The following is a 14,091-nucleotide window of genomic DNA, read 5'->3' on the forward strand; positions in this document are numbered from 1 at the left end:
TATAAACCATGTTGTTTCACAAATCGTTAGTCAGGATGACTTCAACCTGACGAATTGTGAAAAAAGTTGTTCCTGTATTTCGGCTGGCAGCCCAGGCGTTTGCTAATCTGAAAGCGAACGACCCGATCCGGATGGCGGCTGCAACGGCTTTCTTTAGCTTTTTTGCGCTGCCGTCTATTCTCATCATCCTGAGTCAGTTGTATGGTAATCTGCTGAGTAGCAACGATCGGGTAAGCTGGCAGCTTTTTCGCAAAATGGCCGACGTATTAGGTTATCAGAGCGCCCGGCAAATACAGGATATATCCCAGCATTTACAGCAACGTCGATCCAGTACGTTGCTAACCGTTCTCAATATTTTTGTTTTGTTGCTGGCTTCTACTACGTTGTTTGCGATTATCAAAAATTCGCTGAATCAACTATGGAGCGTGAAACCTTCTATCGACCGGCATGTGTGGCACGTTGCCCTCGATAAACTGGTGGCTTTGGCTATTATCGTATTTTCGGGCTTTCTATTTATGGCTTCGCTAACGATAAGCCGGACGTTAGCGCCCTTAAACGAACAGTTGTTTTCAGGTATTGACGATTGGTCAGGGAATGCAGGTCAGCATATGTTATCAGTTGCTACATTAACCATCTGGTTCGCAATCGTTTTTAAATACCTGCCCGATATCCGCATTCATTGGCAGGCCGTTGGAGTAGGAGCCCTGGTTACAGCTCTGTTGGTCGAATTGGGGGAAGCAATCCTGAATCGCCTGTTGATCAATAGTTCTGTCAGCTCTTTGTATGGAACATCGGGGGCTATCATGCTGATTCTTTTGTTCGTTTTTTACTCTGCCCTGATTTTTTATTATGGGGCAAGTTTTACCCGTTATTATGCCCAATGGGTTCATCTGGATGCGGAGCCGGGTGCCAATGCGGTGGCTTATCAAATTAAGGAATTGGACAACGAAACGTCCAGTTCAACGAAATAATAGGTATACTGCGTAGCTTTTCACTACGTCCTCATGAAAATCTATTGCTTTTTTTCTATCCTATTAATTGCCTTTCTCCCGCAAATCTGTCTAGCGCAAAAAGCAGTTTCAATTAACAATCCGAGGGACGCAAAGCCGTGGTGGAAAGCGAATAATTTACGTATCATTCAAACGAACCTGCCCGATTATGAAGCGGCTACGTTGAACGCCGATTCGTTACTGGCCGATCTGAAATCCTGTTCGGCCAATACGTTGCTGATCAATGCGGGCGGCATTATGGCTTTTTATCCGACCCTACTCGACTTTCAGTATACAAACCCGTACATGAAGCCAAACACGCTGAGTGATGTTGTCAGGAAATGTCACGCAAACGGGATTCGGGTTATCGTCCGGTTTGATTTCAGTCGTGTGCATGAGAGCATTTTTAAAGCCCATCCCGACTGGTGCTACGTATCGCCAAAGGGTGAGCGAATCATCAATACCAACATGTACGTAGTGTCGATCAATGCGCCCTACGTTCAGGACAAAGCCTTTCGGATTATTGAAGAAGTAATTGCCAAATTTCCTGTTGATGGTATTTTTCTGAACATGCCGGGGTATCAGGTCAACAACCCTTACGAAGGAAAATATCACGGTATTGATCAGAATGAATACGATAAAAAGCGCTTCGCCGACTACAGCAACGGTCTGACGTTACCAACCGAGGAAAACAAAGCCGATCCGGTTTTTCAGAAGTACCTCGAATTTAAAAAAGCAACCGTTGAAGATTGGTCGAAGCGATTGCACGAGCTGGTTAAATCGAAAAGCGATCAGATTGCTATCTGTACGTACATGGATAAATACGTTGATATTATCCGGCATGAATCGCAGTCGAACACTACGTTGCCGTACTGGCCTTATACGGCCTCTGACAACGTGAACAATGCGGTTCATTCATTCCCGGATCATATTATCAGCAACGCCAGCATTCAGCAGATTTCGTTTCAGTCGCGCTATAACGCCATAGAACCTGAAGAAGTGGCGATTCGGCTTTATGAAAACATTGCCAACGGTTCGGGCCTCGATATGAGTATGATGGGTGATATGCGCGGGTACGAAGATGAACGCAATTATGATGTGATCCGGAAAATCTACGCGCACCATAAAAAGCACGAGCCTTATTTTGGTCGGTACAAATCCGTCGCGAACGTAGGGTTAATTGCGCCTGGTTCCTGGCCCAGTGGCGAACCGATGCAGGAGTACCGTGGAATTCAGCTTATGCTCAAGGAAGCGCATATTCCATTCGACGTAATTGAAGATGCGCAGATTGCCAATCTGTCTGAGCAACTGAAAAAATACAAGCTCCTGATTTTACCTGAAATTACGTATCTGAGTAAGGATGCTATACGTGTAATGAAGCAAGCCAGTGAACAGGGAACAAATCTGATTGCGACCAACCGGACGCTGTTCGATAGCCCTGAAACGCTGCTTCAGTTGTTCGGGGCTAAGATCGTTAAAAGGGATCATGACGGTGCTGGATTTTACCTGAATCCAGATGATAAGACGGTCTTCAAACGATTCCGAAAACAGAAAATGCTTTTCTGGAAATTTAACCTGGGACTGTATGACCTGACCGCCACCGACAGACAATTTCTGCCTATACTGGACAAAGGGCGACCCGGTCCGCCGGAAATCATTGGCGGACATGACCCAATTGGTTATTACGCAATGGGACTGAAACAACATGCGCGTAGTAAAGCCATTATTTTACCCGAGAACCTGGGGAAATTGTATTACATGCATGGGTATCAGGAACACAAAAACCTGCTGCTGGATGCCATCGACCTGATTTATCCCAAAGCTACGCAAACCATTCAAACCAACGCACCCGATCGGGTTGAGGTAATCCTGCAGGACTATCAAAAGAACGTACCGTCGAACACGAACAAAAGACTTTCCGACGGTCAGATTCTTCATCTGGTGAACCTAACCGGATTTAGTGGCAATACGTATTTCCCGCCCTTACCGGTTTATAACCTAACGTTCAACGTTCGCTCTGATTTTAAGCCTGCTAAACTGTTCTCGATGGTTACCGGTCAGTCCATTCCGTTCAGCTGGAAGGAGGGCTTTGCGCAATTTACGCTTCCCAAACTGGAAGGCTTTGATGGCATCGTAATGGATCGGTAACGAGTAGATCAACGCTCATTGTAGCCAGTCGCACCTTGTTGATTGTCTTCATAAATCGTTTGTACCCGCCGAAACTCTGGCTGTGATACGTAGTTTACTGTAAAATGCTTTTTGTCGCTACGCATGACGCCCTTTATTCATACTCTGATTGGAACCTGGTTCATTTGCAGCAGTAATTTTCCGATGTGGCTGAAAGGTGATAAAACAAACCCGACGTTTACCTATTCAATTACGGATAAAAAGGCGGGTGTCAACGTATTGCTCGACGAGGTCAGGTATCGGAAGGCTGGTAAAGTCAAAACCCTGACAGGCTTCGATTATCAGGATGAGTCAGATTCGGCGGCTTTTGTCTGGCGCGGAAAGGGTATACTAAGTGTAGTACGTAGTAAGTGGAAAGTAGTGCTCATTGATCCTGCCGGGCAATGGGCGGTTATCTGGTTTTCGAAAACGCTTTTTACGCCCGAAGGTGTTGATATCATTAGCCGGACGCCTACTCTTCCGGCGGAAACCCAGCAGCATATCATTACGTTAATGGCCAACAATTCGCTACTGAACAAACATCGCGCAAGTTTGCGTCCAATTTCTCAGAAGTAAACTTGTTCCTGCTCTGAATAACTCGATGCTAATTTTATCTAATTCAGCCGTTTAATTACTCAGTTGAACTGCGCATCGTTGGCAGGAAAAGTGGCAGAATTCTAGTTTTGGTCTGCACATCAATCAAACAGGCCTATGAACTTCCCCGTTTTTCTGACTATTTTTCATTTATGGGCGAATCTGCCCCAAAAACAAACCCGTACCGTTCAGGCCGATTACGAAGCATTGGTAACTGCCGAGCGCAGCTTTGCTAAGGCCGGTATTGAAAAAGGTATTCGCCATGCGTTCGTTGAAAATCTTGATGAACAACAATCCGTTGTCTATATCGGCAATGAGTTTCGGCCGGGTAAAGCTACGTATGAACGTCTGCCTGATGGACCCGGAAAACTTAGCTGGCGACCTAACTATGCCGAAATGGCGCTGTCAGGTACGTTCGGCTACACCACCGGGCCCTTTGAACTTAGGCCACGCACACTTGACGATGACCCCGTAGCGCAGGGACAGTTTACGAGTATCTGGCATAAAAATGCCGCTGGGCACTGGAAAGTGTTAATTGACTTCGGTTGTACGCATAACAAGCTCACACAACCCGCGCCAGAGCTAAATCCGCCAACTCAGTTCGCGACTAAATCCATTACTATTCTCGATACGTCCGTTGCAAACCGGGAGCTAATGCAGAAAGAAGTGAGTTTCGCCCAGATTGCCCGCACTCAAAACCTACGCGATGCTTACCGGACTGTTCTGCCAGCCAGTGATTCAATACGCTTATTACGTGAAGGCTACGAGCGTTACGAGGGAACAGCCGCGAAACGCGCAGCTGAAACGTCGACGCAGCAGGTCGATTATCTGCCTTTGCGAACCGTTACGTCTCCTTCGGGCGATCTGGGCTTTTGTTATGGCTATGCTACGTACCGGCAAACCCGGCAGGCTTATCTGCGCATCTGGCGGAAACGTAACGGTCAGTGGCAACTAGCGCACGAGGTACTAACGGTGAAGTTGAGCTAAGGCTATTGCAATTCTCTGCTGAGCGAGTAGATTAGTCATTTCGGTCGCTCTATTTGTCATGCAACGGAGAACGTTTATTCAAAATACAGGACTGCTTACTGCGGCACTCAGTACCACCGGAACGGGTCTGTTCGCTACGTCACAGCTGCAGACAACAGCCAAAAACAAACTGCCGAAATGGAAGGGATTCAATCTGCTGGATTTCTTCTCGCCCGATCCAGCGAGTAGCCGCCCGGCCACAAAAGAGGATTATTTTAAATGGATGCAGGATTGGGGGTTCGATTTTGTCCGAATACCGATGGCATATCCGGCTTATCTGAAATTTGATCGGAGTCGTAATATCACGCCCGAAGAAGTATATCAGATTGATCAGCAGGCAGTTGATCGGATTGATGCATTGGTCGCGACGGCCCATAAATATAACCTGCACGTTAGTCTGAATCTGCACCGCGCACCGGGCTACTGCGTGAATGCGGGTTTTCACGAACCTTATAATCTTTGGACCGATCAGGCGGCACTCGATGCGTTCTGCTTTCACTGGAACATGTGGGCCAAAGGATATAAGAACGTATCATCACAGAAAATTAGTTTTGATCTGCTCAATGAGCCCAGTATGCGGGCCGACATGAACGATCAGCATTCCAAACACAGTACTGTACCGGGCGCTACGTATCGTAAAGTGGCGCAGGCTGCATCAAGCGCTATCTGGAAAGAAAATCCGAAACATCTAATCATTGCCGATGGTAACAATACGGGTAGCTCAGTCATCCCGGAGATTGCTGATCTGAACATTGCACAGAGTTGTCGGGGTTATAATCCGGGCATTATTTCACACTACAAAGCACCCTGGGCTAATAAAGATCCGGACAATCTTCCCGAACCCAAATGGCCGGGACAGGTTGGCGATAAATACCTGAGCCGCGCCATGCTCGAAACCTTCTATCAACCCTGGATTGATCTGGTCAATAAAGGCGTAGGTGTGCATTGTGGCGAGTGCGGCTGCTGGAACAAGACGCCCCATACTGTATTTCTGGCCTGGTTTAGCGACGTACTGGACATTCTGACCAGCCACGGTATTGGCTTTGCCCTCTGGGAGTTTGTCGGTTCGTTTGGTATCCTGGATTCTGGACGTACTGATATCGCCTATGAAGATTGGCACGGCCACAAACTAGACCGTAAGCTGCTGGATTTAATTCGGAAGGTGTAAGTTCTTTCGAAATCGTAAGAGGCTGATGACGATACGACCCCTCCGGGGTCAAATGTTTATAGTACGAAAGCGGTTTCTATAAACATTTGACTCCGAAGGGGTCGTACTTATCCGCTTTACTGTTATCCTCAACCATCACACCCTATCGGGACGTAGCATTTCTTTCTCAAAAATATTTTCCATTCGCCTGTAATGTTTTCTGATTTCAGTCGTCTTTGTCACTGAAATGGATCTACAAGCCTTCAAGCAACGCATACTGCCCGTGCAGGGACGCCTTTTCCGGCTGGCTCAACTGTTTCTTCGAAATCGTGAAGAAGCGGAAGATGCCCTGCAGGACGTATTGCTCAGGCTCTGGACCAATCGGCAGCAGTTGGATGCGTATCACAGCGTAGAAGCACTCGCCGTTCAGATGACTAAAAATCTCTGTCTGGATAAGCTGAAAGCGCACAGTAAGCGGAAAATGGCTGACGAAGCCGATATGCTGAGTGTGCAGGCTGAGGGCTTTTCACCTTATCAGCAACTGGAATTTGCGGACAGTGCCGACTTAATCCGTAATCTGATTGACACGATGCCTGACCAGCAAAAATTGATTCTTCATTTGCGCGACGTTGAGGAGTATTCGTTTGAGGAAATCGAGCAGATAACCGGCCTTAGCGTCAATAATATTCGGGTGATTCTGTCGCGGGCGAGACAACGGCTGCGGGATAATTACGTAAAAGCCAACGATTATGAAGCAGGACATTGAAAAGCTACTGGGAAAGTATTACGAGGGCGAAACATCATTGGCTGAAGAAAAGCAATTGCGCAATTTCTTTCAGCAAGCGGAAATTCCGACTCACTTACAGCATCACGCTGAGCAGTTTCGCTACTTCGCCAACGTTCGGAATCAGCACCCATCGGCCGCGTCGATCAATCAGTTGGCCAACAAATTAAATGCGCCGGAGCGGGGCCGGGTCATTAGCCTGACAGCGTGGAGTATGCGTCTGGCGGCCAGCGTTGTGCTCCTGATTATTGGCTTTGCCGGGGGCTTGCTGTATGACCAGTGGCGTTCTATACCAAATACCGAAACTAACGTAGCGTCAGGTAACGTAGCACCCGCGATCGAGATAAAAAAAGTGCTGGCGTTTGAGCAACAGCCTAAAACATCGGCCAGCGAACGTATTCAGGCCGTTAATCAAAGCTATGAACTTACACAAGCCGACCAGGAGATTACCCAACTGTTGCTCAATACCTTGAACTTCGATGCAAACGTAAATGTACGACTAGCTGCCTGTCAGGCGCTGGCACGTTTCGAGAGTGAGCCAACGGTGCGTGATGGATTGATTCAGTCGCTGAAAATTCAAACCGATCCAAACGTTCAGATCACGCTCATCGAAGTTCTGGTCGCCATTAAAGAGAAACGAGCTGTTGCGGAAATGCAGCGTCTGGCGCAAAATCAGCAGGCACTGGATGTAGTACGCCTAAAGGCAGAAGAAGGAGCAAACCAGCTGGCTCACAATGAAAAATCGCCGTCGTAAACGAGCGGTACAATTCAGTAAAAACCACCAATTAATTCAAGTTTATATATGAAAACGTTATTGATGCTAGGCGTTGGTCTGGCGTGGTGTTTCGCTACGGCCAATGCGCAGGAATACAAAACCAAACTAACGAATTCGAAAGATAGGAAAGTAACGATTGAGATGGACGCTGCCCAACTCAAAATCGAAGGCCACAATAGCGATGAGGTTATTATTCAGGCGTCGACGGGCTACGAAGCGGCACCGGAACGAGCCAAGGGACTAAAACCAATTTACAATACGGCTGTCGATAATTCCAGCATCGGTCTGGCCGTAACGCCCGAAAGCGGTGGACTGAAAATCGAAAAAGCGGCCCGTAAACAAATTACATACACGATTAAACTACCTCGAAAAGTAGCGATTCTCTATCAGGAAACGAACTGGCATGGCTCAAACATCACCATAAGCAACATGGATGGTGATCTGGAAATCCGCACAAACAACTCTGCGATTGATCTCAACAACGTAACCGGTCCCGTCGTCGCCAACACCATCAACGGCGAAGTAAACATTGTTTACTCCAGTCTGAGTCAGGAAAAACCAACTGCTATTTCTACCATCAACGGTCCCATCGACATTACCTTACCTGCCAACGCCAAAGCAAATCTGAAACTCCGGTCAGTAGGCGGGGAGATGTATACGGACTTTGATCTTGGCATGAAAAATTCAAAAGATGGGCTGGCCAAGGTAGGCGGTGGACGTAACATCGATGGATCGACCAACGGTGGTGGCGTAGAGATGCAACTCAAGACCATCAATAGCAACATCTATATCCGTAAACAAAAATAGACCCCTTATTTCTGTCTGGTACCATGAAAAAGATTTTATTCCTACTTCTGCTTGGCCTGCTCATTCGCCCGGCTTTTTCGCAGAAAATCATTGAAAAATCACTGCCTGTTACGGCTGGCCAGTTGGTTAATCTAAACCTGAAATTTGCCGATAGCATCCGGGTACGGTATTGGGATCAGCCCAACGTATCGGTACGTATTTCGGTTACAATCAACGGTGGCAAACTGAATGATGCGCTGACCGTAGCGACCGGTTCAACGGATAAAGAAGTTAGTCTTAAAACCGACTTCGATCAAGAACTTATCAAGCAGGGTAAAGACGAAGATTGCCCCAAACGCAATTACTCGATGAACGTCAATCGCGATGGAAAGGGATACAGCGTTTGTAGCAATATTAATTATCAGGTATTTGTGCCCCGGCAGGCGCAGCTGAAAATCGAAACGATCAGCGGTAATATCGACATTCAGGGTGGAACGGCTCCCGTTTTTGCGAAAACCATCAGCGGCTACGTAGATATGACCTGGCCCAAGTCGAAAGGGGCAAATCTGGCGATGCAAACTATCACCGGAGAGGTTTACTCGGACCTTGACATTGCATTCACCTCGAAGAAGCAAAAGAATCCAATGGTCGGTTATCTGCTGGAAGGAACCGTTAACGGTGGAGGTCCTAATGTGCGGCTGGAGTCGATTAGCAACAATGTTTATTTACGAAAGAAAGAGTAGCATTTGGTCCGGGCGAATAGGGTTGTTGATAGCATGGAAGCCCTTAAAGTCAATCGAGAAAAACAAATCGTTTACTACGTTATATTACAATATTGCTGATGTGTAGAACTTTATCCCTTCTATCCATTAGAATAAAAAATAAAGTGCTTATTTGAGGGTGCCGACTCGCTGGATAGTGAAGTCTCAATCCTCATTTCATAGCACATGAAAACGGTTACGTTCCTTTGTCTGACTATAGGCTTACTTCTCACCCGAACAACTTCCGTACAATCGCAAACGTTCTCACTGGAAGCGGTTAAAAGCTACCCTTTTCCAACCGAACTTACCAGCTCGGCGCAGGGTTCGCGCATTGCGTGGGCATTTGATGAGCAGGGAAAACGAAATGTGTACGTAGCGCAGGGACCTGACTTTACGCCCAGAAAACTGACTAGTTTCGATACGGATGAAGGTCAGGAGATCAGTAGTCTCTCGATTTCTGCCGATGGAAAATGGGTTGTTTTCGTGCGCGGGGGCGACCATGGTGCCAACTGGGACGATGAACTACCCATCAATACCAATTCCAGCGCTGTACCGCTGAACGTAACAATCTGGTGTTTTCCGTTTGCCGGTGGCGAAGGAAAAAAACTAGCTGAAGGCGACGCGCCGGTTATTTCGCCCAAAAGCGATAACGTAGCGTTTGTAAAAAGCGGACAGGTTTGGTCGGTGCCCGTCAATGGGTCGTCAGCCGCTAAAGCATTATTCACCGCTCGCGGCACTAACAGTTCGCTCGAATGGTCGCCGGATGGTTCAAAACTGGCGTTTATCTGCGACCGGAAAGATCATTCATTTGTTGGTGTTTTCACGAACGAAACAACGCCCATTACCTGGATTGCCCCTTCCTTCGCAAATGATAAATCGCCACGCTGGTCGCCGGATGGTACGCGCATTGTGTTTGTGCGCACACCCGGTAGTGGTGGTGCTCCCGACTCGTTACTGGTGCGCCGACATCGCCCCTGGAGCATCTGGACCGCCGACGTAGCATCGGGCGCAGCGACACAACTCTGGGAAGCGCCCAAAACGCTGGCGGGTTCCGTACCGACAACGCACGGCGGATTTAACCTGCATTGGACCGCTAACGAACGTATTGTTTTTCTGTCGTATCAGGATGGGTGGCCACACCTGTATTCGATGGCTACGTCCGGTGGAACGCCGTTATTACTCACGCCGGGTTCGTTTATGGCCGAGCACATTACGTTAAGTCACGACCGAAAATGGCTGGTTTTTAGTGGAAATACGGGGTCGGATAAGCAGGACATTGACCGCCGACACGTAGTACGGGTACCGGTTGATAAAGCCGCGATGGAAGTACTCACGCCCGGCAATGGCCTCGAATGGATGCCCGTAGTTACGGGTGAGGGCTCCACAATAGCGATGATCAGTGCTACGGCTCAGCGACCACCGTTGCCAGCGGTGATGGCTTTTTCAAAGGGGACGCCTAAAATTCTGAGCCAGAACCTTGTGCCTGCCAATTTTCCCACAAACCAGTTGGTGACCCCAAAGCAGGTTACGTTTAAAGCGCCGGATGGCATGACGGTTCATGGACAGCTTTTTGAGCCGGCTGGGGGCGCTGCCAAAAAACCAGCTCTGATTTATGTGCATGGCGGCCCTCCGCGTCAGATGCTTCTGGGCTGGAACTACTCCGATTATTACGCTAATTCATATGCGTTGAATCAGTATCTGGCTAGTCAGGGCTTCGTTGTTTTGTCGGTCAATTATCGCTTAGGCATTGGGTACGGATACGAGTTTCACCAACCAGCTAAAGGCGGAGCTTCGGGTGCATCCGAATATCAGGACGTTCGGGCAGCAGCTGTCTGGCTATCGGAACAACCCCAGGTCGATGCTGCTAAAATCGGAATTTACGGTGGTTCGTACGGTGGTTATCTGACCGCTCTTGCGCTCGCCCGCGACTCAAAACTCTTCGCGGCTGGCGTTGATATTCATGGCGTACACGACTGGAGCCAGCAACGCTACGGTGGTGCCCAGGCTGATCGGGCTGAAAAAATACCTGACCTGGAACAGGCCAATAAAGTGGTTTACGAATCGTCGCCAATTTCGTCGGTAAAAACCTGGACATCGCCCGTGCTGATCATTCATGGTGATGATGACCGGAACGTACGGTTTAGCCAGAGTACGGATCTGGTCCAGCGGCTAACGAAGCAGGGCATACCGATGGAAACACTTGTTATTGTCGATGATACACATCACTGGATGAAACACGCCAACGCGCTGAAAATGAGTGCGGCAACGGCCGATTTTTTTAAACGCAAGCTGATGAAGCCAAAACAGTAATGGCTGCTTTGCTGCCTCATAGGCTGATAAACAGCCGCTGAAAAGCGTCACAACGGGCGATTTGATGAATGGATCGCCCGTTATAGTTGGTAAAATGTGATGATTCTCATCGTCGAAAACGTATGAGGAAGAACTAGTTAGTATTACTTCAGCAACTCGTTTAAACTGTATTGCTTTCCTTTTACGGTAGTCAGTGTGACTGCTCTGCCAGCATACGTAACGGCACATTTCCCGCCAACTTTCGACAAAAGGAAGCCCGAGACTAGTTTACCGGCTTTCCATTTCATGCTGATATCGAATCCGCCACGTGCACATAAACCTTTTACCTCACCTTCTTTCCAGTTGGTGGGAAGGGCAGGCAATAATTCAATCTGACCCCCGTGGCTTTGCAACAGCATTTCGGCAATGGCCGCCGTGCCGCCAAAATTTCCGTCGATCTGAAAAGGTGGACACACGCAGAACAAATTCGCGTAAGAACCACCCAATGATTTCCCTGATGGACTTTGCGTATCAATCGGCTGAAGGAGATTATTGAGCAGTTTAAGCGCCCGATCTCCGTCGTGCAATCGAGCCCAGAAGCTGATTTTCCAGGCTAGCGACCAGCCGTTGCCTCCGTCGCCCCGTGCCTCCAGCGATTGGCGGGCTGCCTGCCCTAAAACCGGCGTTTTGTGGTACGTTATCTGATCACCAGGATACAAGGCAAACAAATGTGATACGTGCCGGTGCGTGGATTCTGTTTCCTTAAATTCCTGGAGCCATTCCATCAGGCGCCCATCCGTTCCAATCGTCGGTGGAGGAAGTTGCGCACGAATGGCTTCAATTTTCGTAAGGGTCGGATTGGTAATTCCGAGTTCATGAGCCGCAGCCAGCGTATTGGTAAACAGATTGTAAATCACCTGATGGTCGTGCGCCGGTCCCATGCTGATCTGACTTTTACTGCCATCGGGAGCGATAAACGTATTTTCAGGTGAAACGGCTGGTCCTGATACGTACTGATTAGTGGCTGGATGTTTTACCAACCAGTTCAGATAAAACTCTGAAGCAGATTGTAATAAGGGAAGTACCTTCGACAAATAGGGTTTGTTCAGCGTAAATGCGTAGTGTTCCCACAAATGCTGACTCAGCCAGGCGCTGGCACCCACATGCATACCCCAGCTCGCCTGTTCGCCTGGTGACGTATAGCCCCAGACATTCGTAATCGGGTGCATGACCCAGCCGTTCGCGTTGTATTGCACACTAGCCGTTCTGGAGCCTGGTTCTTTCAGGGAAGTGATCAGATCAATTAGCGGCATATGAAGTTCGGAAAGATTCGTTACTTCAGCAGGCCAGTAATTCATCTGTACGTTTACGTCGGTATGATAATCGCCATTCCAGGGCGTTTGTAATTCATTGGCCCAGACGCCCTGCAGATTGGCTGGTAAGCTGCCGGGACGTGACGAGGAAACAAGCAGATACCGTCCATACTGAAAATACAGCGCGTATAAGTGTGGGGCATTATGCGTACGGGCAAGCGTTGCGAGGTGTTCATCAGTAGGCAGCGTATCGTTTGACTGGGCACTAAGCTGTAACGTAACACGGTTCATGAGCGATGAGAAATCTGCTACGTGCCTTTGCCGAAGCGTTACGTATGGCGTTCGCGTTACCGCATCTGTTGTCTTTTTTAGCTGTTTCTCATAATCGGCGTTTAGATAGTCTGGATAATGTAGGCGGTAGTTGGTTGCTGACGTAATGAGCAGTGTTACGTCGGTAGCGTTCGAAATCACCAGTCTGTTGCCTTGCGAGGTTAACGTACCACCCTTTATAATCGGTGTTACGTGTACTTTATACATCATACCATCTCCGCCAGTGCCATTGTTGAGCGCCCCAGTCATTGTCAGTTGGCTCCGGTCGGCTGTGGTTGTAAAGCGTTCCGGACGATCAAGTGAAAGTGTAAACGAAAGGGCTTTTGGCTGAGAGGCTGCGAGGTGTACAATAATAGCTTTGTCGGGGTAACTGGCGAAAACTTCCCGCGTATAGCGAACGCCATCCTGTTCGTAGCGAACAGACGCGATTCCATTCATTACGTTCAGGTCGCGGTAGTAATTTTTGTAGGGCGCTTTCCTGCCGAAATCCAGCCACAAATCTCCCAGCGTTTGAAAGCAGCCGAAGGGTACAGAAGCGCCATTGCCGTTGCCTGAGCCAGCCCCTTTACAAATCTGTGTTTTGTTGGTAAGCTCAGTGGCTTCTTTAAATTTATTGGCAAACAGCAGGTCGCGGATCTGCTGGAGCGAAGCGGCTGCAACAGGATTGTCATTGTCGGCAGGACTACCGCTCCAGAGGGTTTTATCATTAAGCTGAATACGTTCCCGATGAACGTCGCCAAATACCATAGCGCCCATAAAGCCATTACCAACGGGCAAGGCATGGAGCCAGGCCGGATTATTCTGCCAGCCATTAGAACCATCAGGTACGGAAGCATCAGCCGGTTGTTTGAACCACAATTTCATTGGTGCCGATTGCTGGGCAAAGCCGGAGGCAGGCAGTAAAAAAGCGAAAAGGATAAGCCTGGCAAAACGGCGCATAAGCTGTTACGTTATGGGTGATAGTTACTTAAGTTAGGATGTGCTACGTTACAGTAAAAGATCAGTTTTTCTGATTTCTTACTACGTGCTCTCTTTGTCGTGCTTGCCAGTTTCTGGAAATAACCGACCGTTCGCTAAATCACTCAGTATCAGTAGACCAATGTAGCATCCATTTCGCGTACTTACTGCACA

Annotated in this window: 11 protein-coding genes; 10 read left to right on the top strand and 1 reads right to left on the bottom strand. The window is 48.4% G+C overall.

Going from position 1 to position 14,091, the window contains the following annotated elements:
• Positions 1 to 56 precede the first annotated feature (56 nt).
• The 10 genes from ACOJS8_RS22665 to ACOJS8_RS22710 all read left to right on the top strand — a co-directional run bounded on the left by ACOJS8_RS22665 (position 57) and on the right by ACOJS8_RS22710 (position 11,338).
• On the top strand, positions 57 to 971 hold the full coding sequence (locus tag ACOJS8_RS22665; RefSeq protein WP_420150839.1) for a YihY/virulence factor BrkB family protein: 915 nt from the start codon (positions 57 to 59) through the stop codon (positions 969 to 971).
• A 33-nt stretch (positions 972 to 1,004) separates the two neighbouring features.
• Positions 1,005 to 3,137, top strand: coding sequence for an alpha-amylase family protein (locus ACOJS8_RS22670; protein WP_420150840.1), 2,133 nt, complete (start codon positions 1,005 to 1,007; stop codon positions 3,135 to 3,137).
• 123 nt (positions 3,138 to 3,260) lie between these two features.
• Entirely contained in the window at positions 3,261 to 3,731 is a 471-nt protein-coding gene (locus ACOJS8_RS22675) for a hypothetical protein (protein WP_420150841.1), read from the top strand.
• A gap of 135 nt (positions 3,732 to 3,866) precedes the next feature.
• Positions 3,867 to 4,736 carry a hypothetical protein gene (locus tag ACOJS8_RS22680; RefSeq protein ID WP_420150842.1) on the top strand — a complete coding sequence of 290 codons (870 nt, stop codon included), beginning with the start codon at positions 3,867 to 3,869 and terminating at the stop codon, positions 4,734 to 4,736.
• Between the two features lie 58 nt (positions 4,737 to 4,794).
• Positions 4,795 to 5,943 carry a glycoside hydrolase family 5 protein gene (locus ACOJS8_RS22685; RefSeq protein ID WP_420150843.1) on the top strand — a complete coding sequence of 383 codons (1,149 nt, stop codon included), beginning with the start codon at positions 4,795 to 4,797 and terminating at the stop codon, positions 5,941 to 5,943.
• 226 nt (positions 5,944 to 6,169) lie between these two features.
• A complete protein-coding gene (locus ACOJS8_RS22690; protein WP_420150844.1) occupies positions 6,170 to 6,688 on the top strand; it encodes an RNA polymerase sigma factor in 519 nt (172 codons plus the stop codon).
• On the top strand, positions 6,672 to 7,460 hold the full coding sequence (locus ACOJS8_RS22695; RefSeq protein ID WP_420150845.1) for a HEAT repeat domain-containing protein: 789 nt from the start codon (positions 6,672 to 6,674) through the stop codon (positions 7,458 to 7,460). Before ACOJS8_RS22690 ends, ACOJS8_RS22695 begins: the two co-directional genes overlap by 17 nt.
• Positions 7,461 to 7,508: 48 nt before the next feature.
• Positions 7,509 to 8,288 (top strand): hypothetical protein, encoded by a 780-nt coding sequence (locus ACOJS8_RS22700; RefSeq protein WP_420150846.1) that lies wholly within the window; start codon positions 7,509 to 7,511, stop codon positions 8,286 to 8,288.
• A gap of 23 nt (positions 8,289 to 8,311) precedes the next feature.
• Positions 8,312 to 9,010 (top strand): hypothetical protein, encoded by a 699-nt coding sequence (locus ACOJS8_RS22705; RefSeq protein WP_420150847.1) that lies wholly within the window; start codon positions 8,312 to 8,314, stop codon positions 9,008 to 9,010.
• Between the two features lie 204 nt (positions 9,011 to 9,214).
• A complete protein-coding gene (locus ACOJS8_RS22710; RefSeq protein WP_420150848.1) occupies positions 9,215 to 11,338 on the top strand; it encodes a S9 family peptidase in 2,124 nt (707 codons plus the stop codon).
• A 143-nt stretch (positions 11,339 to 11,481) separates the two neighbouring features.
• On the opposite strand, the gene ACOJS8_RS22715 is transcribed toward ACOJS8_RS22710, so the two are convergent.
• Positions 11,482 to 13,899, bottom strand: coding sequence for a glycosyl hydrolase family 95 catalytic domain-containing protein (locus ACOJS8_RS22715; RefSeq protein WP_420150849.1), 2,418 nt, complete (start codon positions 13,897 to 13,899; stop codon positions 11,482 to 11,484).
• Positions 13,900 to 14,091 lie beyond the last annotated feature (192 nt).

The organism is Spirosoma sp. (assembly GCF_048594605.1).
GTDB lineage: Bacteria > Bacteroidota > Bacteroidia > Cytophagales > Spirosomataceae > Spirosoma.